The sequence below is a fragment of the Cohnella hongkongensis genome (genome assembly GCF_042654645.1).
Lineage (GTDB): Bacteria > Bacillota > Bacilli > Paenibacillales > Paenibacillaceae > Cohnella > Cohnella hongkongensis.
In genome coordinates, this window is record NZ_JBHSEP010000001.1 from 393534 (window position 1) to 419169 (window position 25636).

Genomic DNA, 25636 nt, shown 5'->3' on the forward strand with positions numbered 1-25636 from the left:
TTCACCTTCTTCTGCGACGGGCGCTGGCGCCCATCCGCTTCCTTGTGCGCTGGCGCGCGCGGCGTCTGGCCGGACGCCTGCGCCCTGCGGCCGAACGAACGCGCCGTCCGGTCAGCCGCGCGCGCCTTCTGGCCAAACGTGCCCGGCGTCCGCCCGATCGGCGTTTTTTTCGCCTGATTCCCCGCCCTTTCCCTCTGCTTGGTTTCGGCTTAGGCGACTCTCCGCTTCCCGGGTCGACCAGCATAGGTCCGGACGGAAGTCTCTGCAAATCTTCTTCGGGCACATCCGTCACCTCTTCGAATCGGAAGCCCCTTCGCAGGAACGTCTCCTCGGAGGCGAACGGCTGCTTTATGCCGTTCTCTACGAGATAAACCGTAGGCTCGGAGCCGCGCCACAGCGGTCCGCGAGCAAGAACGGGCGTCTGCGGCAGCTCGGCCATCAGATCCGCCAGCCGCTGCCTGAACGCCTCCAGCCCGAAAACCTGCTGCGAGATTTGCATGTTGCGTTCCCCGACGGCGCGAAGCAGCGCTCCGTTGCCCAGCAGCGCGCTCACCTTCTCGCTCAGTCTGCCGACGTCCCCGGGCGGCACAAGATAGTCCTGGTTGCCGGTCGCGTTCATGATCTCCTCCAAACCTCCGGAGGAGGCGGCCACGACGCCCTTGCCGAACATCAGCCCTTCCAGCGCGGTCATGCCGAACCCTTCCGCGATCAGGCTCGGAACAACGACGACGTCCATGACGGGAAAAGCGTGCTGAATCTGGTCTGCGAACGGAAGGAACAGAAAGCGGTCCGCATAGCCGGAATCCCGGACCAGCTTCTGACAATGGCGGTAATAGGCGTCGTCGGCCGATTTGCCCTGGATCAGGAAGCGCGCCCAGCCGTCAGACGCCGCGATCGGAAGCATCGCCTTCACGAACGGCTCCAGCCCTTTGTTCGAATAGATCGTAGCGGCCAAGAAGCCCGCCACGCGATGATGCTCTCCCCAGCCGTACTGCTGCCGCAGTCTCATGCGATGGTACGGCCAGCTGCCGGGAAGCAGTTCCTCGCGGATCAGATACGGCGAAAGCAAAAACGTGCGGGCATGAGGCGCCAGCTCCCGGATCGGCTGAAGCGTCGAATGGGAGATGCCGATGACGAGATCGCAGTTGGACGCGACGAGTTCGACCGACGTTTGCTTGGAGGCCCGATCCATCACCGTCTCCATCAGCACCCACAGCGTCGGAATCCCCTTCGCCTTGGCCGCCATCGCCGGCAAAGGGTGGACGGTCGTGTTCACGAGCACGCAGTCCGGCCGTTCCTCCTCCAGCAGCGCGTGAATCCGCCCCCACGACGGATGACGCTGCATGTCGGCGATCTCCTGTACAATCGTAGAGGCCGCAGTATATAAGGAAATGCACAGAGGGATCTCCTGAACGACGATTCTAACCCCCAGCTCCTTGGCCTTCTCCGCGATAATTCCCTGCTGCGGAACGACCATGACGCACTGAAAACGACGGACCAACTCGCGGGCGAACAGCAGCAGCAGCTTCTCCGCTCCCGTAACGGAAATCGGACTGCATATATGGGAGAAAATCACCAGCTTCGGCTTCGTGCCGTTCACGATTTCGCATACCTGTTCATGCTCACGGGTATGTCCGTCACCTCCTTTAGCCGAGTTGTACAATGTATGGGGCCAACAGCCTCCGCGGCGCGGCGGTTAACCATTCATTGTCAAATCTATCAATTGATTCAGCCGGGAAACGTACGTGTGATCCTTGAGCGTCCGGTAGAGGCCCCTGAGCGCGATATCCTGTCGTTCCTCCTCGTGCTCGAGATAGTACTCGGCTTTGGCCGCCAGATCCTCCGGCGAATCGTAGGTCACGATTTCCTTGCCGGGCACGTAATGCTGAGCGATATCGTCCCGGCAGTCGGTCAGCTGAAGCGTCGCCGAAGCGGAAATTTCGAACGTTCGCGGATTCGGAGACACCGCCGTGATCATCGCGCTATTTTGATTAAACGTGTCGTCGTCGTGGGCTCTGTGCGAGTTGATGGCAATTTTATGAGCGCTGTATCTTTCCGAGGTCGGCAGCGGCTCCATCCATTTCCCCAGCTCGATAACCGACTTCCAGCGCTCGAATTCCGCGAGCCGATCCCACCACATTCCGGAAACGTACAAGCGCCTATGAGCGATAAGCGGCATAAGCTGATTAAAGAGATCGACCCGATTCCAATACGCCGTTCCGATAAAGCAAATGTCTCCCCGAATCGAGCGATCCGTGTTCCGCGGACGGAAAATGCCGTGGTACACGCCCAGAGGCAAATAAGAAACGCGGGCGTGGCCTCTCTCCGCGTAGAACGGAACGCAATTGCGCTCCAGCGTAAAGACATGATAATAATGATGCGCGATTCCGCTCGTAATGTCGGTGTAATACGGGTCGTCCGTAAACCAGATGGCCGTGCGTATTCCCATATCGTTCACGGCCTGCACCTTCTCCACCGCCAGATGCATGCCGTCGAGCACAAGCAGCAGGTTCGGCCGTTCCCTTCCGGCGATCGAGACGATATCCTCGTCCGGAGCGGCTACGGTGACCCGCTCGACGATCTCCTTCAGCGTCGCGATAATGCCGTCGTCCAGGGGGGAATAAGGAAATCCTTTGCCCGACGTGACATACAGCACATGAATGGGACGCTTCACCGGAACGGGCGTCGCTGTCTGCACGATGTATTCGCACAGCCCCTGCCAGTGTCCGTCCGCTTTGCCAACTTCCAAACCGTCCGCTCTGCCTCTGAGATATTCCGGGTTCCCGATTGGTTCTGCGGGACGTCTTCTCACCTTAGCCAAGCGTCATCCCTCCTGATTTTCATTGCCGGTCGGGAGGCCTTAGGCCAGCCCGACCGTGTCGAACAGTCTTCTGATCCGGCTGCGGAACGTATGATCCTTTCTCACCCGCTTATACCCTCTAACCGCGACCCATTGCCGCTCTTCCTCGTGCGCCAGGTAGTAATCCAGCTGCCGGACGAGATCGTTCGCGTCGCGGAACACCCCGATTTCCGATCCGATCGCGAAATGCTCGGACAGCTCATCTCTAACGTCCGTAAGCTGCATGACGCCGCAGGAAGCCATCTCGAACGTGCGGGGATTCACCGATTCGGCCGGCCAGTTGATCCCGTTCAGGTTGTCTTTGCCCGCCTCCGTCGTCCGGTGAAGATTGATGACGATTTTGGCGCCGTTGTAATACTTGATCGTCTCCGGCACTTCGATCCACCCGTCTCTCACAAACTTCGACAGCCGCGGGAAGTTCTTCATCCGGTCCCACAGCTTCCCTCCGATCATGACTCGTTTGTCTTGCAAATACGGGGCGATCTCGTCGAACAGCTCGACTCGGTTCCAGAAAGCCATTCCGATGAAGCAGATGTCCGACCGATACTCCGAAGGTGCCAGCATCGGCTTGAACCATTCGGAATACGCGGACAGCGGGAGGTGATGCACTTGCTCGCAGCCCTGCGCGCGGTACAGCGACAGGCAGGCTCTCTCATGCGTGAACACATAATCGTAATGCGGGGCGATCTTCACCGTCGCGTCGGTGACATACGGATCGTCGACGAACCAGATGATCGTTCGGATCCCCATGTCTCGAATCGCGTCGATCTGCTCCAGATGATCGGGCGGGAACACGTGCAGCCCGTTCATCACGAGCACGGCGTCCGGGCGATAGCGCTCCGCTTGAAGACGCATCTCTGCCGCGGCCGCCACCGTCACTTCGGCTGCCTCGCTCTGCAAAGCGGCCAGCACGCCTTGATCGATCGCATGGAAGCCTTGCGGAACATAGAGAATGCGAGCGCCGCTGGGCCGGGGTCCCTCTTCCCCGACGGCTTCCTCTATTCCCCTGCATGCGCCCATTCTCCAGCCGTCCAGCTTGCCTTGGGCATGGCCGTCCATTCGGCCTCGATTGTACATTATTGTTCGAGATGAACTCCGCATCTTCATCACCCGCATTCAATATATGCGTCCAGGTTGGGTAGATCTTGGATACTTACCCGTCCATGGGACAAAATTAGGCGGGCAAAAAAAGCCCGTTCTCTCGCTGGCTGCGAGAAAACGGGCCTTTGCCGTCTTGACGTTCCGGGCCCGGACGCCTTCGGCTTCTGCGGGACGGTCCGTTGCGTCGGGAGCGAATCCCCTCCCGGACGACGGGGAACATTTGGCTTTCGCTTCGCGGGCTCCGGGGTTACTGCACACGGTGAACCTGGACGAACTGGTCGACGATTCCGCGAATCTCTATCGGTACGCTGGACGTTTTGACGACGCCGTTGCTGTATACGGCCGTGAAGATGAACGAATAGCTGCCTTCGGGCAGGTCGACAAAACGGATTCGCGTATCCGCTTCCCGCAGCAGCGCCGACCAGGAGGCCGAGCCGGGCGGGGATTCGGCCAAGCCTTTCGCCAGATCCGGCGTCGCTTGGGCCGTAACGGAGACCGCTCTCGTCTCCGAAGTTCCGGTATCGGTGACGACCGCCGACAGAACGAACGCTTCTCCGGCCCAGAATACATGGCTGTCCCTGAACCTCGCCGGATATTTCGCATTCCAGGTCAGACGGTTTCTCTCCCAATCCGGCGTATGAGCGACTTGTCCGGACACCGTCAGCGGCAGCACCGGAATCCGCTTCGTGACCGTATCTCCGGCACCGTGACTATCGGTGACGCTCAGCGTTACCGTAAACATGCCCGCATTGTTTTCCGTCAGCTGACCGGGGATCGTCATCTCTTTCGCGAATCCGCTCAGGCCGAAGCCGTCGGGAGCCGTGATCGTCCATGCGTAAGCAAGCGAATCTCCGTCGGGATCGGCGGACCGGTCAAGCAGCCGGATCGCATCTCCTTCGTACACCGGCTTCGGCAGCCAATCGAAATCCGCCGTCGGCTTGCGATTGATGACGGACACGCGCTGCACGGCCTGGGCGGATTGTCCCTTCGAGTCGGTCACGACCTGGCGGATCTCGATGACGCCCAGAGAGCTGAACTGCGTCGTCCATGCGCCGCGATCCGTAGAACGAATCGATTCCATGCCGTTCTGCGTCACGTTGCGCACATAGTAGGCATGCTTCAGGTTCGCGGCTGGACCGTCTTCCTTGTCCCAAGCCGTCGATGTAATCGTGAACGGCTCGTTCGCATAATTCGTAGACGGGGCGATCGTAAACCCGGGGATCGGCGGATCGTCCGGCAGCACCGGCGTTTCGATATCGATCGTCTGCTCCGCCCAGTAGCTCCATGCGCTGTATTCGTCCTTCACCTGCATGCCGACTCGATAGCGCCCTTTCATCTGCGGCGTTACGAGCTTCTGATTAACGATATCCCCGTCTGGCGTAATGTAGTAGTAGCGCCACTCCAGAACGCCGCGCGTTGCCCTGTAGTCGATTCCCGTGTTCTCCGTACTGTAATTCGTCGGGCTGAGCCACCGGTCCGGATCGTAGCTCTCATCGTGCCATACGACCGACTTGTCCGTCGGATGCAGCGATAACGTGAATTTCGCGACCGGCCGGCGATGTACGGTAATCACTTGCCAGAACTCGTTGGACCACTTCCGGTAGCCGCCGAACGTCATATCCGGATACCAATAGTCCGGATGCGGATCGTCCTGGGCTTTCAACGTAACGCGATAGTTCCCGACTTTATCGAATTCCAGCGCCGGGCTTGTCAGCGTCTGGCCGTCCAATGCCGATAATCCCTGATGATTCAAAAACTTCGGCGTATGCGAAATCGACCAAAGATTGTGCTGCGCCGCCGGGTCGTCCTCCGGATCGGAATACGTGATGTTGCTGTACCGAACCGTGGCGGTCGCTTTTCCTTCATCCCAAATGGCGTAGCTGGCCATCCATTCGACGTCCGGATTGCTGAGATCCTTCTGTTCAATTCCCGTGAACGTCACATAGGACTTGTCCGAGAACGGGCCGAACTTGCCGGATTGATACGTTCCGTCCGTGACTTCGAAATACGGAACGCCATCTAGGAAGACTTCGATTTTGTCTTTCTGCGTGAGAATTTTGAAGCTGTAGGTCGTCCGGGCTTGAAACGGATAAGCGATACTATCCAGCACTGTGCGCGTACCGTTCACATATTTGGATAGAAATAGCTTAGTCCCGTCTGTCTCAAGCGCATACCGGTATTTCGGGTTCGTCATTCGGAATGAAAATCCGGCGAATGACTGATCTTCCTTCGGAGAATCCATTTTCATCGCGAACGTATATTCCGCATCATCATACGAATCCGGAGAAACGAATTGCCCCAGACGAAACCCCCTATACACTGTAGTGGTCGTTGGCGTACCGACATCCAGGAACATATGCGCCGAAGCTGACGGCCCTCCTCCGGCCATGCTCATGGCGTAGGCGGTATCGTACATCGACAAGGAGATCCCGTCGCCCATGTACTCCCCATACCTCAATTGAGTCGCTGTTTCTGTGCTGACGACTGGATTATAGGCTCGTTTGTAGTATTCAAAGCCGGAGAAGTGATTCAGCTTTGAACCGAGACCGTCAGCGTTTTGGGATACCCATCCCCCTCTGTACTCCCCTGTATACGTGATATAGAATCCGGGGTTGAAGTTTTGCCTGGACGACGCCGGTCTTGTCATTGTCCAAGGACTCACTTCTCCAGTTGTCAAATCTACAAGCTCGCTGTAAAAATAGTTGCCCATCGATCCTTGAACCGGGGCTGCCGTCCTTGTTACGGCTTGTTTCGTGACATTATTTATCGCTAAAACCGCGCTCGTCTCCAAGTTGAGATCGTAAGGGCCCGGCCAGAAGTTCCCGTAATTGACCCCCTGAAGCCTCGCTTTGATTCCGAACGTAAAATCCGGTTTTAGCTGAACCAAATAATAACCCGCAGACGATTCCGGGTTAAGCGCCGGATCTAACGTTGCACCGTCCGCTCTTTTACACGTATTCGAGGCATAGGCGTACTTATTGCCCTCTATATCCTTAAATGAAAATGGACTGTTATACCAGCTGCAAGTGAAATCGGCAGCCGGTTCGGCGTAAATCGTTCCGTTCCAACTCCGAACGTTTCGTGCGACGTTTTCGACCGTTGTCGGTAAATTGACGGTTATATTCATCACATTTTTGCCTTGACGATTGTATCTCAGCACCTTACCGATCCCGTTGCTTGTCGAAAGGATCAAGTCATCGCCTAAAACGTCCGCATAAGAAACGTTTGCCGAAATTCGCTCGCCATTTTCATAGGATGAAGCAAGGAACTCGCCTGTATAGGCATCGTAAACATGCACATCCAAGTGATTTATACTTCCGTAATTGGTTCTGCTTCCTTCATCGCTTCTATAGTAATAAGCATAATCCGTGCGATAATAAACGATATAGATTCTGCTGCCGGCAATTTCGAACATTCGAGGCTTCGCGCCGTTTATCGCGGTACCCGACGCCCCGGAGAAATCGCCGTTGCGAGCCTTGGTCGACCAACTGCTATCCCTTTCTTTATCGCTCTCCGAGTAGTAGGGCACCCTGTACTGGTTGGCGGGGAGATTGTCAATATTCAATATGAAATCATAAGGATTTTCCCCATCCCAAAAATGCCTTAAGTTTTGCTCCCAGTTATAACCGTTACATAAGCTCATGTCGGTGGAGCCGCCGCAAGTTAAAACAATGTCCTTACGGTAGGCAGGGATTTTGTTTTTATTTAGCGCAAAAATATGGCGATTGTTATCAAAGAAGATATACGTTTTGTTTGATCTTATTTTGGAATCGAACCTTGCAGGCTGAAGCGTCGAATAATCTTCCCCCGTCGTGTAGCCGCTGTATTTTTGTGGCAGCAATACGGGTTGGGACCTGGAGTCTCGTGTCGCTATGGTACGATAGGCGGATAACCCGTTGGGGCCCAATCCGTTATCGCTATGCGAAGCAAAACCGGACTGTGCATCCCAGCCTCCGCCGGAACCCATAGATCCAGTCGTTCTAATCTGCGTCTCCATCCCTCTTCCCAGCCCGGCCAGCAGCGACTTCCCGTCTTTCTGCCACATATACGGACTATTCGCGATTTTATTTGTCGTGTTTGTATCGTAGAGATCCCACTCCAAAATTTGCGAAACCGGAATTCCGTCATCCGTTGGCGGCTTCGGAATTTCGTTCTCGCCCTCAATCAGGAAGGACACGCTCGGCGCAAGGTTGACGACATCGATGATCCGCGCGCTTTCCGGCTGCGTATCGGACGCCCAGGCGCATTTCCCCCAATCCTCGCACACCCGAGCATCCAGCAGGAACTTCCCTACCTTTTGGGGCCTCAGCACAACCTTCGTCAGATCCCCGCCCGGCATTGCGTTCCACGGCTCGTCGAATATCCCGTCATTATTGGCATCGTACTTGTAGCGATACTCGATGCTGACGACTTTATCTCCGTCCGGACTGTACGACTTGTTGAAAATGTTGAAATCGCTCGGTCGTATGCCAAGCGGCGGCACTTCAAGCACGCCGACCGGAGGATCGTCGGGAAGTACGGTCAGTTGATGCGACGCGGCGTATTCCGACTTCAATCCTGCACTATCCACGACTTCCAACCGAATCGTTTCTGTTCCAGGAGTCGTGTAGACATCCCTCTTATTCTCCCAAATATATTCGGCAATCGTGCGTCCGATCGGGCTGTAGCTCCTCTCTCCGCTGAACGGGGATGGCAGCGGACGATTCTCTTTCACTTTAGTCGGCCCAGTAATGACCGGGATGGGGTTCTCCGGGATGACGTTGAGGGTTGCGGTTCTTCTCGACTCCTCTCCGAACGTGTCCCGTGCAATAACCGTGATCGAATGCGACCCCAGTTCGGTCGCTTTCAAGTTGTAGTACGCCTCTTCATGCTCCCCTAAGCCACATTGATCCGGCAAACTGCGAATCCAGGAGCTCGAGCTGCTGCCGAACAAGAACGTGTACGAGATCGGATCCCCGTCCGGATCGTAAGGGGTCGCAGGCTTGCTGATAGAATCTTGAATGATGCGCAGATTGACCGGCCGGCCGACAACGACGTCGTAATCCGGGTAGATTCCCGTGCGGTTAGGTTCTCTGAAGAAGCCGACCGAAAACACGGGCGGGCGGTTGTCCCGGGGGTTGTCAATGTGGAGGGGCTTCTGATTCACCCATCCCGAATTACCACAGTCCGCAGTCACTCGAATCGAAATGTCGTTCGTCCCGACGCCGACGACGGGCGGGTACGCAGCGTGAGAAAAAGAAGTCACTTCAGAAGGACTGTGCACCTTCTGACTAATCCACGCCGCACCGTCTTTCACGATGTAATATTCGTGATATTGGTAAGTGCATGCCGGAGGAATGACGAAATTTTTCGGCTTCAGCGAGAAGCTGTCCCTCCATTGAATGCTCTGCGAAGGCAGAATGTCAAAGTCCCCAGTCACCGAATTTTCGTAAAAAAAAGAAACGTAGGCCGTTTTCTGTTGAGAAGTGAGCTGGACGATGACACTTCTGGACGAATCAATCCGATCGGAATACGTCGATCCGTAGGAGACGCTGCTGCCGGCCACGGTACCGAAGGTCGTCTTCGCACTGACAACTTGGCTTGTCGGCACATCGGCGTGCTGCGTCTCCGTTCCTTTGACCGCATACGAACCGCCCCCCGACTTCACCATATGCCGGATGTGAATCATGCCGGCATCGCTGAGCGGCTCATAGTATAGATTCAAGTAATACGTATCGTACTTTCCGTTATACGTAAACGATGGCGGCGGACCGCTCGTCATCGTCCCTCCGGACGGCCTTCTTTCCGTGCTTTCCTTGTACCCCGCATACTTGTATTTCGGGGATGCCGGCGGGGTGATCGTATACGTCTGCCCGACTGTCATCCCGGTCGATTGATTCGGGAACAACGAGTCGATATTTTGCCCGCTTGTCGTGTAGTGACGAACGTCAAGATTGCCTTCCAGCTCGAACTCAAAGACGACAGGCACAAATACTCGGACGACTTTCATTGGATCCTTGACATAGGGATAGGGGTTGTCACGTTGTGCTGTAACAATATAGAGGGCGTCCGATACCAAGTCGGAACGAACCGTAATCTTAAAACTAATGTCGCTTGAACCTATTCCGGTTTTGTTAGACACGTTAATGCTTCGTATATTCTTGCTAATGTGATCCTGGTATAGAGAAAAGCTTTCTCCGGTCGGACGGGAGTTATTGAAGTACTCCATGTCCAAAGAGCTTTCACCGAAGCGCCTCACCTTGATATCCTTAACCTTTCTTCCCGGAAAACTAAAGACGTAGGGGTGCTCCATTTCCACATTCGTCTCGCCGTAGTAATGCTGGTACACCTTTTTCTCATAATCCCAGGTGCCGTCGTTTTTACTCCAGATCTCGGTGTACATGAAGGCAACGGCATAGCGCTTCGTATCGGCCGGGTTTTCTGGAGGATACCCTCTAGGCTGAATCCAGCTATTCCCCCCGAGAATTGCAGCCTCCGCCTCTTGAGGCACAATTGGTACAAGGGGGACCAGGAAAGAGAGGACGAGTAAAATGCTTAATACTCTTTTGCGTATTCTCTTGTGCATTCCTTGGCCTCCTACTCCCACTCCTTACTTCAAGGGGTTTTCGATCAAGATATAACCTGGGTAGTCTGCTCTTAATGCAATATAATCGGCTTGTTGGATCGTGTAATCTTTTCTTTCAATATCGGTTGGACGGGAAACGTAGTAATAAATGAAGCGAAAGTCGCCCTGATTCTCTTCTGCGAAGAAGCTTCCGTTTGCAGTAAGAGCTTCCCGTTTTGGATTTAAGTAGACCAACCCGTTGGGCATAACGCCCTTGTCAGTAGTCGTGGCACGAATCCATGTTCCAAGCTCATCAGTAAATAAGTCAAACCGATAATACGCTTCCCCCCGAACGGTAAAAGGCAGATCATCCGCCGTAACCACATACGCCTGAGTCGCCGTTTCACAGGTTTTGTAACAGATTTTCATCAGAAACTCTTTATCCTTAAAGTACTTCTTATACGGATCTATACTAACCGGCTCCTTGAGGTCGCTCAGCTCCGGAATATCCTTGCTTCCGATCCATACAAAGCGAGTGGCCTTGTCCCATTCCACCTTTTCACCCAATGCTTCGGAAATAAAGCGCAGCGGCACATAGGTGCGACCGTTTTCTTCCTTGGCCGCGACGCCCAGCGCCAGTTCCTTGCCGTTTACCGTCGCCGTCTTCGCGCCGATGACCAGCTTAACCGTCCGGTCCCCCTTCAAAATCGTAATTTCCTTGCCCTTCAAATCGAGCTTGCCCCCCAGCTTGTCCGTCACGAATCGAACCGGCACAAGCACCTGGTTGTTCTCCATGCTCGGCTTCTGGTCGGGAAACTTGACCTTGCGGGCGTTAACCAGCACTTCAATGGCTTGGGGCTCGACTTTAGGAATGCGGGTTTTCTGATCAGCCGCCAATGCGGCGTCAGGCACGAATGATACGGCCAACAACACTAGCGCCAGAATCGCAACGGACATTTTTTTCATCCTTCTATCTCCTCCTGTATTGAGCTGGTGATTTCCTCTATTCTCGTTGAATCGTTCTCGATGACGGCCATGAACTGCCGCAGACGCTCCTTCGATAACGGGTCGACCTTTCGAGCCTCCAGCCATGTCTCCATCATAACGATCGTCTCAGCTCGCGTAGCGGTGCGGTAAACCTGAATCGTGCGATCCGGAAATCCGTTCACGATGCCCGCTCCGTATGCCAGTGCGATGTACGGCACATCCCGATTCTGGAGCTGCGCCCGATCCTCGAACGTCATATCGTCCTTCGCAAGGGCCTGAAAGCTCTCCAGATAGTCCCGGTAGGGCGCTTCAAGCGCCAGCGCCCGCGACAGGATGCGCACCATCTCCACACGTTTAATCGGGTTGCCGTAATCGGTCGAATCCGTATCGTTCAAGATGCCGAACTCCAGTGCGGCCGAGACGTAGCCCTGATACCAGGGCAGCCCGCCCTGGGAATGCGGAAGACGAAGGGCGCTCACGACCATTTTGATAAATTCCGCGCGGGTAACGACCGCTTGCGCGTGAAACGATCCGTCCGGATACCCCGTTACATACCCCCGGCTTACGGCCTGCTCGATCCGGGCTCTCGCCCAATGCCGCTTGGAGACGTCCTTGAACAGCGTCTCTTGAACGGCGGCTTCGGACGTTCCCCCGATTATGCCCGCAGCTAGCGCCAGCACGGCGGTCAAGACGGCTGCTTTCCTCATCAACAGTCCCCCTTCCGATAGCGGAATTAAACGAATGCCGAAAAAAAAGCACCAGCAAACACAGGGATATCTCCCTAGTCGGCGTGGTGCTTCCTCGCGTTAACATGATCCTGTTTTTAGTTAATTTATTACATTAACGACAAATCTGTCAAGCAAAATTTGACAACTCGCTACACCTGCTGCTCATAGCCCAGCTGATGACCGTCCTCGAAGCCTTTGGCGAATCCGATGTTATAGCCCTCGTTATACGCCTGATTGAAGCCCTCTTGATAGGTTGTGCCTCCCTCGGCTGCGCCCCCTCCGGCGCGTCTTCTCCGAAGTCTGCGCTTGTTGGCGCCTTTACGGGCGACAGGCCCTTTGCGAGTGCGAAGCTTGCTCTTGCCCGTTCTGATTTTGCCTCTGCGAACGGACTTCTTCCCGCCTTTTTTACCGGAGACGGGCTTCTTCCGAATGCCCGTGCGGGCGGAACGCGATTTGCCTTTCAATCCGGGACACCTCCAGTCGCTTCTTTACTTGCATCTGACCGTCTCTGTCAGCCAGGGCTCGGCCGGCGTTCCGATCACGGGAGGTCGCCAGCTTTGCCCGGTTACCGTTCGGAGCAGCGCCCCCTGCATCCCGTTGAGCACGCGCACATGCTCATGAAGAGTCGCGGGGGAGACGCCGACAAGATCCGTCACGTCCGCTACGTTTTCCAGTATCTTCGCTAGCGCTTCCTGGCTTCTGGAGATTGCGCCCATAAGCTGCAGCTTGATTTCCCACTCCCGTTCCAGCCGATTCATCTGTCGCGGTCTCCCATGTCAAAGCCCCCGAGCATAGACCCTATGCCGTCGGACTCCTCGGTGTCCGGGTTAAGAATCACTTTCATATTGCGGCTCAACCCGTTGCACAGCTTCGTCAATCCGTCGACAACCTCGATATTTTGCTCGTTCCACAGCATGCAGGTCGTCAACTGATCGTTATGCGCTTCATACGTATCTTTCGTGATGTGCGTGCAGAGCCAGTTGCGCACCTTCTCCGCCTCCGCCGCCTTCGCCTCCAAAATCATGGCGACGTTCCACTGCATCTTCGCAATCGCGTCAAGCGTGAGATGATAAGCTTCCTCCCGGTTCATCTCATCTCCCCTCCTTTCGCCGCGCCGGGGCTACTCCTCGTCGCTGGAATCTCCCATAGCTTTGACAACATGGGTTAAGCTGTCGGCAACGGCTTCCTGCAGGTCCGCGAGGCTGTTTAGATAGGCGATCACGTTCTTCGTTACATTGGCCGAGCTGTCGAGCAGCCCGTTCAACCCGTTCAGTTGGGGATGCTCATCCGGCAGCTCCTGCACAAGGTGCGCCATCCTTACAGCGACATGCCGCTTTGCATCCAATATTCTGGCCATTTGCTGGTGGGATCTGGAGAGATGGACGACAATCTCGGTCAACAGCTCTTGCATGCCAGCCATATCCTCCCTTTCTCTGATAATGTACGCCCTCGAATCCCAGCCGCAAACGTCTATTTTCTTACAGCATATGCGGCCAATCAGCGCTTGCCACAGGAGCAGACGCCCACATCGGAGCGCCCGTCCTTCCGTCGCAATGACAAAAAAGAGCTTACCGCGCGCTTCATCCAAGCGATCGATAAGCCCTGCGTTCCGGCGGCCCCTGCCGCCGGCCCCGTCTTCCGTTACAACACCTGCTTCAGCAGCGGAGGGGCGATAATCGGCAGCCCTTCCTCCGCCTTCGACAAATCCTCCGGCGAGATCGACCGAATCGGCTTGTAGTGAAGCTGCCACAGCTTCATCACCGAGGCGCTGACGATCCTCCGCGCTTTGCCGTTCTCCGCGTAGAACAGCGTCCCGTCCTGCAGCTGCGCAACGCCCGTTTCCCAGCCCGATTCGCCGTCCAAACCGCGCCACCGCGCTTCCGCCTCCCCGACGGAGATCGGAGCGCCGGCCGGCCAGCGCTTCAGGTCGATCTGGGAAAGCCTAACGGCGGGAAAAGTGATCGCGCCTTCCACAAGCCTTCTCTGCCCCTGCTCGATCCAATAATAATGAGCCCCGATGCCCTGCACGACAATTCGTTCCGGATAGAAGGCGGCTGCGTGGAGAGGGCCGCGCGATGCCGGATCCCGCCGATGGGCCGCCTGCCGGATCCATTCTTCGGGATTGCGCCACTTCTCTATGAAATACTGCTCATTGCGGTCGTTCACTTCCTGAAACCGATCCCCCAGCGCCTTCATGCTGACGCTGCCGAAATGATGAATAAACGTATCCTGCGCCATGACCAGACTTTTGCCCAGCAGACGCACGCGAATGTTGTAATCGTCGTCTTCGAAGTTGCCGATCTCGTAGCCTTCGTCGAAGTATCCGATACCCTCGAACAGCTCTCTGCGGAACAGCAGACAGAACCCGGTCAGACGCTCCGTTCTGCGCCATCGGGAAGGATCCGGTCGATTGAATTCTCTGGCGAACGCCGGCATATCGGCCAGATTCGTATAAGGAACGGCAATCTGCTGCTCTCCGCTAATAAAGTTCGTCATCGGGCCAACCATGCCGATCGCCTCGTCGCTGTTCAGACAAGCGAGCAGGTTGTGAAGCCAGTTTTCCGTCACCAGCGTATCGTTGTTCAGAAGCAAGATCGTTTTTCCTTTCGCCATCATCATCCCGACGTTGACGGCGCCCGCGAAGCCGAGATTCTTCTCCAGAGCCCGGTACCGCACCTGTCCGCCCAGACTTTGCAAATACTCCGCGGTCCCGTCGGTCGACGCGTTATCGACGACGATAATTTCGTAAGGCACGTTCGTATTTTCGAGGATGCTCTCTATGCACATCTTGACCATGGCCAGCTGATTATAGGTCGGAATCACGATGCTCGTTCCTTCGAAAATAACCGGGAAGCTCTGCAGTCCGAACTGCACGCCTTCCCGATAGCCGTCCCCCAATCCTTGCCGATAGCGGCCGAGCCTCGTTGCGCGCTTCCGGGAATACGTTCTCCGCGATGCCCGGCCTCCGGCTCGAGACGCTCTGCGTCCCCTCGCCCGCTTGGTCCTCTTCCTCGCTGCGGCCATCCCTTTCACCTCCTGCTGCTGTCGTCTTGGGCGGGCCGGGCGAGCCCGGCCATCCGATCCGCCAGATGGCCGAAATCGAACGTCACCTTGCCGCTCATTCCCGCCAAATGAACCGCAATCGGAATCGCCGGAATGCCGGCGGCCACGAGTGCGATATCGTAGTCGTAACGCATCGCCTCGGCCACGATACGCGTGACGTCGGCATAGCCGTTAACCGGAGTCACCACACCGGCCACTTCCAGTCCTTTATTTATAAGCGCTTGCCTGAGCTTCTCCGCCACGTCGCCGATAATGAGCAGCTTGCGGCCTTGGAACAACCGAAGCAGCAGTCCCTGCTCCTCCAGCGAATAATTCATCGTCGACGTCGTTAACCGAAGCTTCCGGTAATCGATGCCGTGCGCCCGCAAGACGGCGAACAGCAAAGGTTGAAAATGGGGATGCCGCGACATCGGCACGCCGATCAGCGTAGCGGCCTGCACGCACTCGGCCAGCTCGTCGCGCGCCTTCAGATTCGGTATCGTCACCCCCGCGTACGGAAGAAATGCTCCCGAGCGCCGGATTTCTTCCAAGGAAAGAACCTTTTCCTGCGCCAAAGTCAGCAGTTCTCCGTCCCCCAGACGAATGAATGCGTAAGAGCGCTTCTCCCTAAGTGCCGCCTCCAGCTCCTCATAGACCGCCGTGCTGTCAAGCAACGGAACGGCCCGGCTTTTGAGCGCTTCGACTCCGGCGGCGATCGCCTCCCGCGCCGTAATGTCGGGAATGATCATGTCCGCTGGCAGATGCTCCTGCAGCATTCGTTCGCCGCCCTCGATCAAGCCTTCCTGAAAGCCTTGCTCGTAGCTGCGATCCGACGGCCGCTGCCGAACGGCTTCGTCCCGCCCAACGTCCCTCTGTTCCGGCTGCGGATGGTCGGTCTGGCTAACGGGAAGGTTAGCGGGCCGGTCGGCAGGCAGACCTGCGGGCAGGCCAGCGGACAAACTGCGCTTTCTTGCGATGCGTCTTTTACGGGAGGCAGGCTTCCCCGCGCCTCTTCCCGGCTTGCGAGCGCGTCGGGGAACCGACTTGGCCGGCTTCGCCGGAGCGGCGGATTTGGCGGATTTCGGCTTGGCAGTCTGCTTGACCGGCTTGCGCAAGCTCGATTGAATCATGTAATCGCCCCCTTCAGTCTCCTCCCCGCTTCTTCTAAGGACTCGAAAGTGCCCGCATCGGTCCACCAGCCCGTCAGCTCCCGGTAGGTCAGCTGGCCCGACGCGGCGTACGCGTTATTCACGTCGGTAATTTCCAGTTCTCCTCTGCGGGAGGGCTTCACTCCGTGGATTCTCTCGAACACTTCCGTATCGTAGAAATAAAGGCCTGTCACGCAATAATCCGATTTGGGCTGCTCCGGCTTCTCCTCGATCGTCAGAATTCGCCCGCTTTTCTCGTCCAGCAGCGGAACGCCGTAGCGGCGGGGATCGGCAACCTTTTTCAGCAGCACCATCGCGCCCTTGGATTGCTTGGCGTACTGCTCGCAATACGGTTGCAGGCTTTCCTCGAACAGATTGTCTCCGAGCAGCACGACGAATTTATCGCGATCCGCCATAACAGGCCGGGCCAATTCCAATGCCTGAGCGATTCCGCCGGCCTCCTCCTGAACCCGGTAGACGATCGATACGCCCCAGTCCCTTCCGCTGCCCAACACGTCCGCAAAGCTGCCGATCGCCGTCCGGTTCGTTACGATGACGATGTCCCGAATGCCGGCGTCCCTAAGCTTTGTCACGCCGTAACAGATCATCGGATACGTCCCGATCGGAAGCAGGTGTTTATTCGTCCAAAAGGTGAGCGGCTTCAGGCGCGTACCCGTTCCGCCCGCCAAGATGACAGCCTTCAAAGCGATACCTCCTCTATAATAAGGGGCGCATACGGCCCGATTTTAGACAAAAGCTCGCGGGTCGAGCTGCCACTTATCGATAAACCTCCGGTAGTTCCGTTCCACGAGCAGCGACTGCTGCACGGTGCCTTCCCGTTTGAAGCTGGCGCTTCCCTCGTGGTAGATCAGGGTGTCGTGGCAGACGAGCAGCCCGTAGCCGTGAAGTCTGGCGCGCAAGCAGTAATCGTCGTCCTCGTAATGGCCGGGGGAGAATCTTTCGTCCAGCAGACCGATCGTCTCCATCAGCTCCCTGCGAAAAACGAAGCAGAAACCGACCACTCTTTCCGCCCTATTCCACTTCGAGCGGTCCGGGGCGTTGACCGCTTTGGCAACGCGTTGAAACTCCTCCAGATTCTCGAACGAATAACGAACCTGCTGGGGACCGTCGGCATAGTTCGTAACGGGTCCCACGATGCCGACATTCGCGGCGCTGTACAGAGCCGCCGACAGATTCCCGAGCCAATTGGGGGTCACGACCGTATCGTTGTTCAGCAGTACGAGCGTATCGCCCGAGGACAGAAGCAGGCCTCGGTTGCAGGCGGCGGGAAAGCCGTCGTTGCGGGGCAAAGAGACCAGCGTCAGCTTCTCCCGCAAGCACCAGGCGGCCGTTCCGTCCTGCGATCCGTTATCGACGACGATAATCTCGTAAGGGAGCTCGGTATAGCGGCGAATCGAATCGACGCACCTTCGCAGCCAATCCAGTCCGTTGTAGGTCGGAATAATGATAGAAGCTTTGGTCATGTCGGCCACTCTCCCGATAACGCCCGATGGCGCGCCAGATCGGCGAACTGCATCCGGCTTCCTCTGGCGTCGAACGCTTCCTTCCACGCTTCGGCATGATCCCCCGCCGCTTTTTTCCATCTCGCATCCGCCGCATTCGGCAGCGTCCCGGAAGCGGCGAAGCCGCCCGTTCCGATTCGCAGACCTTTCAAGATCGCCAGAGCGTGCGCTCTGGCCGGAACGGCCAGCTTGGCGGCGCCGATCGCCTCCAGAGCCCTTCGGGATAACGCGAACGGAAGCGCCGACAGCGAATTGATCGTCAGATCCTCTCTCTTCAGGGTGACGTTCAGAAACTCGCGCAGCCGTTCGATCGGTTGGCGCTGACGGAATGTCCTCATTCGCGAGGAAAGGTCGTTCAGCACAACATCCAGCCCGGCTTCGCATTCCCACAGAAATCGCGCGAGCAGATCGGCTTCAACGGCATCGTCTCCGTCGACGAACAGCACCGTGTCCGCCCCGGTTAGTTTAGCGCCTAGAGCCCGTCCGATATCGGGGTCCACGGGATCCGGATATCCGACGACTAGGGCGTTGCCGACTTCTCTCGCCCTTGCGAACAGCTGCTCAGACGGACGGCCTGCGACAATTACGATCTCCTGCAGAGGCAGAGCTTCCAACTGAGCCAGCACCAGCGATGACGACGCTTCGCTTTCGCCCGCGCAGACGACGGCCGCCGCCTTCCTCTGAAGGGGAACCGGCGTCAGATCGACCCGCATTCCGGCTGCTTGCATGAAGCCCTCGGCATACTGCTTGCCCCGGTGCAGCGTTTGCCGCCAAGCGGCCCCGCTTGTTCCGCCGGACTCCCGGAATCTTCGTTTCCAGCCTTCGTGGATCGCCTCGCGCAGCCCTTCCGGCGAAGATGAGGGATGGCCCCTCCAGGCTGCTCCGTCGTTCGCACCGGCGGCGTAATCGGCATAGGCGCTCGAAGGAACAAGGCTTCCTCGCTTCGCTGCGGCGACTGCGCGGCGGCGCTTGCCCTTGCGGGTAACGGACGGCCGCACCGGCCTTCTTCGCGAGGAGGAACGAACGGCGCGTCGGATTGCACGGCGTTTTTTCCTCATTCCGTCATCTCACCATCCCTCTTTGGCGGAAGCCGTCCTCGTATCCGCCCCTGTCGTCTGTATGCCGGAGCCACCAATCGATCGCTTCCAGATGATCGCCGACGATTAGAGGCTCCAGAGAATTCGTGCGCTCCCGCTTTAATCGAACCGGATTGAGCTTACCGACGTTGACCCGGGCGGCGCGCTCCACCTTCAGTCCCTGCCGAATCGCAATCGTATGCGCCAGGGGAGGGACGGACAGCGCCGCGCTGCCGATCGCCGACAAGGCGCGCCGGCTGATCGCATGCGGAATGGCCGTCATCGAAGTCCCGGCCAGCTCCGGGCGCCCGAGCAGGGCGTTCAACGCATGTTTGGCCAGTACGACGCCATGAACGACCGGAAGATCCACCGGACCGGAATAATCGTTAAGCGCCACGTCCGTCCCTCTGTCCACCGCGTGGACGAAGGCTTTAAGCTTGGCGGCCGGTATTACCATATCCGCGTCGATGAAAAGCAGAATATCGCCCTTTGCCTCGCGCGCTCCGATTGATCTGCCGACGTCGTGGCCCAGCGGGCGATCAAAGACGATCACCTTCGCCCCGCTTCTCTTCGCGATATCCAGAGAGCCGTCGGTTGAGCCGTTCACGACGACGATCACTTCCGTGTTCGGGTGAACGCGATAGGCCTCCCGTATCACTCTGCGCAGCGTTCTTCGCTCGTTCATGACCGGCACGATTACGGATACCTTCGGCGCTTGCCCCGAATCGTCCGGCAGACGAACCTGCGGCTCGGGCGGTCTTCGTCTGGCGGCCGAATGGCGGATCGGCCTGCGGCGTCCTTTACCCGCGAATTTCGGTTTGCGAATGCGGGAGCTTCTTCTCCCTCCGCGTATCGCCAATCCATTCACCCCCCTCAGGTTCGGGCAAAGGTATACAAGACATAGTATGTGTGACGTGTCCATGCGCAACGGCATATGTACGTGTTCCGGCCAGGTTGACCCTCCTTAGGCGGCCGGGGCGGCTTGCGCGGTCGCGGCGTGCCGAACGCTCGGCTGCGACTGCACGGCAAATAGACGGTCATCTCCCCAGTCCGGATGGAAGGGGAGACGACCGTCTCCGCGATGGGTTTTACCGGTTTGCCTGATTGCCGAAGGCGATCCACTGAACAAAGCCGTGCGGCTCCGGCCCTAATCTCGTTCGGATTACGATCAGCTCCGCCTCGTCGGAGCGCTTGTCGCCGAGTATGCAGCTGCAGCCGGGATGGTCGGTCATCGCTACCAGCGCATAGGAGTCGTCGGAGAACGGGGACGGGAAGCTCACGATCAGGCGAATCTGTTCAGCCCCTCCCTGGAAGGCGTACGGCTCATTGCCGTATAACAGGCTCACGCCAGGCCAAGGCCCGGATACGGCCGGGAACGCCAGCTTCTCCCCGCTCACGCTGCCGTCGGCCAGCAGGTCGCCGGAGAGGCTGCCGGCTTCGAGCTCCCGCAGCGTCTCTGCCGGATCGGATGCCCGCCCCGCAACCTGCTGGATGTGATAAAGCCGTTCACGCACCTCCGGAGCCAGCTTCGACTCGCTGACGCTTTCGTCCGCCAGCTTCGACTCCGTAATCGCCCGGTCCTTGATATGGACGGTGCTGACGGCATCGGGCTCCAGCCTTTCAGAATCAATGCGCCGCTCGCCGTTCTTGGCCAGCTCGAGCAGGTCGGGCGCCAGGTGAGAGACCGACACCGTTCCTCTGCGAAGATGGTTTCCGTGCACCGCCTCCGGCTTCAGATGCTTGTCGCCGATGCTTTCCATCCTCAGATGCTCCTCGCCGACGCTGAGCGGGGCCAGCTTGCCGGACGTCACGCTGCCTTCGGCCAGCTTCTCCTCCGTCACCGCCGACGGCCCGATCGCTTCCTCCCGAACGCTGCCGACAGCCAAATGCGTTTCCCCGACCGCTCCTGCGCCGATATGCTCCGACGCGACCGATTCCCGCTTCAGATGCAAGGAGGAGACCGCCTGCTCGCCCAGATGACGCCCGGTGACCGATCCGGCCGCAAGCTTGCTGCCGTTCACGCTGCCGTCCGCCAATTGGCCGGATCCGACGGCGCCCTCGGTCAGGTGCGACTCCCGAACGCTCCCCTCGGCCAGATGGACGGCCAGCACAGATTGCTCCGAGAGATGGCGGCTTTCTACCGAACCGGCGGCCAAGTGCTCCGACCGAACCGCGCCCGCCGAGATTTTCTCCGCTGTCACCGCTCCGTTCGCCAGGCTCGGGGCCGTCACCGCCCCTTCGCTGAAGTGACGCTGCTCGACGGCCTGCGGCTGCAGATGCTTCGAGGAGACGGCCTCAACGGCAAGCGCCCGTTCCGTGACGGCTCCTTCCTGCAGCGCCTTGTCGAACACGGCGTTCTCGGACAGCTTAAGGGCATTGATGCTTCCATCCGCCAGTTTGGCCGAGGTGACCGACCGATCGGCCAGCTTGTCGGTAGAGACGCATTCCGGGGAAAGCTTCAGAGACGTAATCAGATGGTCGGTCAGGTGATGGGAGAACACGGCCCGAATGCCGATCTGCCGTTCCCCGACCGCCCCGGAAGCGATATTTTTCTCCGTTACCGCCTCGTTCTGCAGCGAAGACGTGCCGACCGATCCGTTCGCCAGATGAGCGGCCTCTATCGCCCCGCTGCGAATATGCCGACCGTCGATCGAGTGCTCGGCCACCGCTTCTCCGAGCACCGATCCGGGGCCGAAATGGCGAGGCTGCAGAATGCCTGCCGCCAGTTGATCCGACGTTACGCATTCCTTGGCCAGATGCTCCGTTCTGACCGCAGAGGCCGACAGATGGCCGTCCTCCACCGCATGCCCGGCCAGCTTGGAGGACGTAACGGCCCCATCCGCCAGCTGCGGCGTCCCGACCGCTCCTTCCGAGATATGCCCCGTCTGGATCGAATCGTAGGCCAGTTGAACGCTGCCGACCGCCCTGTCCGCCAGATGAACCCTGCCCACGGACTGTACCGACAGATGCCGCCCGTTCACGGAATCGTCGGCGATATGGCGCTCTTCCACCGCACCGTCGGCCAGCTTCTCCCCTCCGACGCTTCCTTTAGCGATATGCCGCGTCTGCACCGCCTCGTCGGCCAGCTTCGCCGAGACGATGCTCTGGTCCGCGACCTTGGTCGACGTAATAGCCTGATCGACCAGCTTCAGCGTCGTCACCGACTGATCGGCCAGCTTCGAGGCCGTCACCGCTCCGTCCAGCAGATGCTTCGAGCTAACGGCCTCTTCTCCGAGGTGCTCGCCTTTTACCGCTCCCGGCCGAAGATGCTCCGTATGCACCGAGCCGAACGCGAGCTTGCCGCCCTCTACCGTTCGGTCGGCCAGAGCCCTCGTTTCTACCGCTCCGTCCTCGAGATGCTCCGCCGCGACGGACCGCGGAGCCAAGTGCTTTCCCTGCAGCACCCCCAGCGCCACATGGTCGGCCACGATCAGCCCTTCGGTCAGATGCCGGGACTCGATCGCTCCTCTCGCCATCTTCTCCTTCGTCACAGCTCCGTCGCGCAGCTTGGAAGCCGTTACGGAGCCGTCCGCCAGCTTCGAGGTGTCCACGATCTCGTTGGCCAGGTTCTCGCTGCGAATGGCGCCGCTGCGGATTTTCTCGGACGTAATGCTCTGATCCTGCAGCAATTCCGAAGTGATGACGGAGACGTTCAGATGCTTGGACTGTATCGACCGCTCGGCAATTTTATCCGAGCTGATCGTTCTGTCGGCCAGCTTCTCCGACGAGACGCTTCCGTCGCGAAGCTTCTCGCCCGTAATCGACCGATCGCGAATTTTCTGGCCGGAGACCGCATTTTTGGCCAGATGGTCGCCGACGATAGATTCCGAAGCCAGCTTGGAGGAGGTGACCGAACCGTCCGCCAGCTTGATCGCCGTTACGGAAAAGTCCTCCAGCGCGTCGGTGCGGACCGATTCGGCGGACAGGTGCTCGGCCTTCACCGCGAACGGAGCCAGCTTCTCCCCCGTAATGGCCTCGTCCGCTATATCGTCCGTGTAGACGATCGGCGCAGGCCGTGACGGAATTCTCTTCTCCTCCAGCCGGGTCAGACGCGCCTCGCGGTCCGCCGCATCCGGCTCCGGCCGGCTCTGCGTCAGCCCCCCCTCCGAGTCGGCTTCGGCGACGAGCTCCGCCAGCTCGTTCGCGGATTGGACGCTTTCCCGGCGCAGCGCTTCAACAACCGTTACGATATCCGGCGGAGAGACCGGCAGCTCGGTCGCAGGAAGAGTCGCGGCGACGGCCACCAGCTCCCCCGATTCCTCGGAGGCGGGAGCCTCGTCCGAGGCGGGCGAGCCGGCGGAAGACGGAGACGCGCTGGCCGATTTGGCGGCCGGAGTCGGAGCAGCGCTTTCGGAGCCGCTTTTTCTGGCGGAGCCGCGCCTCGCTCTGTCGGCCGCTTGATGCTCCTGCTTCGCGACGGCCGACCCGTGCACGGCGATCGGCTTCGCCTTCGATTTTTGTATGTCATCCAGCCACTTCAGCTCGAGTTTGTTCGGATCGTCGACGTAGTACAGCGGCTTTCGCGATTTAGGAGATTTGCCCGTTCGTTTCTTTTTCATGTTCCTCTCCTTCCTGTTCATCAAATCTTCAGTATCATATGCATCCACCTATAGGCGCGTCACGAGGATGGGCGTCTGTCCGCTCCGCCCGGATGACGCCTCCTCCCCCGGTTTCCGTAGGCTTCCCGTTACGTTATAATGGAAGAACTATCGCCAACCTGTCGCAAGGGAGACTATCCATGGAGAAAATAGAGCTGAAGCCGTCGGACGACATCTGCGAACATTCCGATCTTTCGCTGCCGGACGTCAAGCGGCTGATGATTACCGAGGACGCCGCCGAGAGACTGGCCGAGCTGTTCAAAGCGCTTGGAGATCCGACGAGAGTCCGGCTGATCGGGGCTCTCCTTCATCGGGAGCTGTGCGTTCACGATCTGGCCGAGCTGTTGGATATGGGCCAGTCGGCTGTGTCCCACCAGCTCAGATATTTGCGCAATCTGCGCATGGTCAAGCGCCGCAAAAGCGGCAAAACCGTCTTCTATTCGCTCGACGACTCGCATATCGAGCAGATTTTTATGCAGACGATGCAGCATCTGGAGCATGCTTAAAACGTCTCCCCATCGCCGCAGCCCAAGCATAAACGGCTTACGCCGTCCTTGGGACCGGCGGGATAACGTTTATGTCGGAGGGGATTCAGAGAAGGATAGCGAAATTTATCCTCTCTGAATCACCGAAAAAAAGAGGCGCAAGCTCCCCCGTGAAGGGAGAAGCTTGCGCCTCTTTGTCGGCCTCGGTTCTCAGCCCCGCTGATAGCTCAGCCAGCGCTCGGCCGTATGCCGCCATTGAAAATTTTTCATCACCCGCTCTCGGCCTTTGCGTCCCATCTCCCGCCTAATTTCTTCATTCGCCAGCAAATAACCGATCTGCGCGGCCAGCTCCGGCACGATCGCCGAAGGCTCCTTGGAGACGAGAAACCCGGTTGACCCGTCCACGACGATCTCCTTCATTCCGCCCGCCCGGGTGGCGACGACGGGAAGCTCCGCGGCCATCGCCTCCACATTGACGAGTCCGAACGCCTCCCGGCCGACGGACGGCACGACAGCGACGTCCGCCGCCGCGAGCCACCGGGGAATGTCGCGGTGAGATACGTAGGGCTGAAAGCGGACATGCCTCTTCAGCCGCCTAGCCATTCGATGCAGACGTTTGACGTACCCGGTCTCCCTGTGCGAGCCGTATCTGGCGCTGCCCACGATGACAACGAGCGCGTCGGGCACGATCGCCAGCAGAGACGGAATCGCGGCGATCAGATGGTGAACGCCCTTCTGGGGGACAAGCCGGCCGACGTAGATGGCGACCGGACGGCCCCCCCAGCCGTAGCGGGAGCGCATTTCCTCGCGCATGGCGGCGCCCTCGGCCGTCGATCTTCCGAAAAAGCGCGAGCTGTCCACTCCCAGGTGGTTCACCCGGATTTTGTCCGACACTTGAGGCACATGCTTCAAAATATAGGAGCGAAGAAACTCGCTGTTGACCTGAATATAGTCGGCCGCCTGTAAGCAGGCTTTTCGCTTCAAGGGGGTTAAATACGGGCGGGTAATAAAGGTGGTGGAATGCAAATTCAGCCCGATTCGGCTGCCCGGAAACCGCCTCTTCAGCAGAGGAACCCACAGCGGACGGTTCTCGACCTGAATGACGTTCGGCTTCGATTGGGTCAGCCTTCGGCACACGCGGCGGAAATACTCGCTTTTGCTCGCGGCCGGATATCTGACCACCTTGACGCCGTGCAGAGTTCCCCTGGCCGGCAGCCTCGTCCCTTTCCGACCGTAGATCGTTGCGTCGACATGCGGCTGCATGGCGGGAACGACCTTTTCGACGACGCGTTCGACGGATCCCCCCATGGCCGAAGGGACCGGGTACGCGCCCGGAGTAATGAATGCGGCTTTCAGCATCGTCCATCTCCCTCGCCTGGTCTCTGTCCGAAAGACGGCCATGCCGTCCGGAGACCAGTCCATCGCTCCAGCATATACGCCGGTCGGACAAATGGATACGGCGGCTACCCCGGCGGCGGTCAAAGGGGCTATTGCACTTTACTCGGCGTTATGTCACAATTCTCGGGAATACGTCTATCGATAAA

At 58.3% G+C, this 25636-nt stretch carries 19 protein-coding genes; 1 reads left to right on the forward strand and 18 read right to left on the reverse strand.

All coding sequences use genetic code 11. The features are described 5' to 3' along the window. Nucleotide 1 precedes the first annotated feature (1 nt). The 17 genes from ACFO3S_RS01780 to ACFO3S_RS01860 form a co-directional block, all read right to left on the reverse strand. A complete protein-coding gene (locus ACFO3S_RS01780) occupies nt 2-1600 on the reverse strand; it encodes a glycosyltransferase family 4 protein (RefSeq protein WP_378091600.1) in 1599 nt (532 codons plus the stop codon). Nucleotides 1601-1696: 96 nt separating this feature from the next. Then, a complete protein-coding gene (locus ACFO3S_RS01785) occupies nt 1697-2812 on the reverse strand; it encodes a CgeB family protein (RefSeq protein ID WP_378092226.1) in 1116 nt (371 codons plus the stop codon). A gap of 48 nt (nt 2813-2860) precedes the next feature. Then, nucleotides 2861-3919 (reverse strand): CgeB family protein, encoded by a 1059-nt coding sequence (locus tag ACFO3S_RS01790; protein WP_378091602.1) that lies wholly within the window; start codon nt 3917-3919, stop codon nt 2861-2863. Between the two features lie 289 nt (nt 3920-4208). Next, entirely contained in the window at nt 4209-9950 is a 5742-nt protein-coding gene (locus ACFO3S_RS01795; protein ID WP_378091604.1) for a hypothetical protein, read from the reverse strand. A 600-nt stretch (nt 9951-10550) separates the two neighbouring features. Continuing rightward, nucleotides 10551-11471, reverse strand: a complete 921-nt coding sequence (locus ACFO3S_RS01800; protein WP_378091606.1) for a copper amine oxidase N-terminal domain-containing protein — start codon at nt 11469-11471, stop codon at nt 10551-10553. Beyond that, nucleotides 11468-12199, reverse strand: a complete 732-nt coding sequence (locus ACFO3S_RS01805) for an S-layer homology domain-containing protein (protein WP_378091608.1) — start codon at nt 12197-12199, stop codon at nt 11468-11470. The genes ACFO3S_RS01800 and ACFO3S_RS01805 overlap by 4 nt, the downstream gene beginning before the upstream one ends. Before the next feature lie 170 nt (nt 12200-12369). Continuing rightward, nucleotides 12370-12684, reverse strand: coding sequence for a hypothetical protein (locus ACFO3S_RS01810; protein WP_378091610.1), 315 nt, complete (start codon nt 12682-12684; stop codon nt 12370-12372). Between the two features lie 24 nt (nt 12685-12708). Further along, nucleotides 12709-12978, reverse strand: a complete 270-nt coding sequence (locus ACFO3S_RS01815; RefSeq protein ID WP_378091612.1) for a hypothetical protein — start codon at nt 12976-12978, stop codon at nt 12709-12711. Continuing rightward, nucleotides 12975-13310 carry an alpha-helical endospore appendage domain-containing protein gene (locus ACFO3S_RS01820; protein WP_378091614.1) on the reverse strand — a complete coding sequence of 112 codons (336 nt, stop codon included), beginning with the start codon at nt 13308-13310 and terminating at the stop codon, nt 12975-12977. The genes ACFO3S_RS01815 and ACFO3S_RS01820 overlap by 4 nt, the downstream gene beginning before the upstream one ends. Before the next feature lie 30 nt (nt 13311-13340). After that, nucleotides 13341-13631 carry a nucleoside-diphosphate sugar epimerase gene (locus ACFO3S_RS01825; RefSeq protein WP_378091616.1) on the reverse strand — a complete coding sequence of 97 codons (291 nt, stop codon included), beginning with the start codon at nt 13629-13631 and terminating at the stop codon, nt 13341-13343. Between the two features lie 230 nt (nt 13632-13861). Continuing rightward, nucleotides 13862-15244 carry a glycosyltransferase family 2 protein gene (locus ACFO3S_RS01830; RefSeq protein WP_378091617.1) on the reverse strand — a complete coding sequence of 461 codons (1383 nt, stop codon included), beginning with the start codon at nt 15242-15244 and terminating at the stop codon, nt 13862-13864. 5 nt (nt 15245-15249) lie between these two features. After that, nucleotides 15250-16392 (reverse strand): GT-D fold domain-containing protein, encoded by a 1143-nt coding sequence (locus ACFO3S_RS01835; RefSeq protein ID WP_378091619.1) that lies wholly within the window; start codon nt 16390-16392, stop codon nt 15250-15252. Continuing rightward, on the reverse strand, nt 16389-17114 hold the full coding sequence (locus ACFO3S_RS01840; protein WP_378091621.1) for a sugar phosphate nucleotidyltransferase: 726 nt from the start codon (nt 17112-17114) through the stop codon (nt 16389-16391). The genes ACFO3S_RS01835 and ACFO3S_RS01840 overlap by 4 nt, the downstream gene beginning before the upstream one ends. 42 nt (nt 17115-17156) lie before the next feature. Beyond that, nucleotides 17157-17894, reverse strand: a complete 738-nt coding sequence (locus ACFO3S_RS01845; protein ID WP_378091623.1) for a glycosyltransferase family 2 protein — start codon at nt 17892-17894, stop codon at nt 17157-17159. After that, nucleotides 17891-18991 carry a hypothetical protein gene (locus ACFO3S_RS01850; RefSeq protein WP_378091625.1) on the reverse strand — a complete coding sequence of 367 codons (1101 nt, stop codon included), beginning with the start codon at nt 18989-18991 and terminating at the stop codon, nt 17891-17893. The genes ACFO3S_RS01845 and ACFO3S_RS01850 overlap by 4 nt, the downstream gene beginning before the upstream one ends. A gap of 4 nt (nt 18992-18995) precedes the next feature. After that, the gene (locus ACFO3S_RS01855; protein WP_378091626.1) at nt 18996-19868 is read right to left on the reverse strand and encodes a glycosyltransferase family 2 protein; all 873 of its coding nucleotides are present in this window, start codon (nt 19866-19868) and stop codon (nt 18996-18998) included. A 229-nt stretch (nt 19869-20097) separates the two neighbouring features. Next, nucleotides 20098-23568 (reverse strand): WIAG-tail domain, encoded by a 3471-nt coding sequence (locus ACFO3S_RS01860; RefSeq protein ID WP_378091628.1) that lies wholly within the window; start codon nt 23566-23568, stop codon nt 20098-20100. A gap of 179 nt (nt 23569-23747) precedes the next feature. Between ACFO3S_RS01860 and ACFO3S_RS01865 the strand changes: the two genes are divergently transcribed. Further along, a complete protein-coding gene (locus ACFO3S_RS01865) occupies nt 23748-24113 on the forward strand; it encodes an ArsR/SmtB family transcription factor (protein WP_378091631.1) in 366 nt (121 codons plus the stop codon). 189 nt (nt 24114-24302) lie between these two features. Here ACFO3S_RS01865 and ACFO3S_RS01870 read toward each other — a convergent pair whose 3' ends face one another. Next, nucleotides 24303-25451: a glycosyltransferase family 4 protein gene (locus ACFO3S_RS01870; protein ID WP_378091633.1), complete on the reverse strand. Its 1149-nt coding sequence runs from the start codon at nt 25449-25451 to the stop codon at nt 24303-24305. Nucleotides 25452-25636 lie beyond the last annotated feature (185 nt).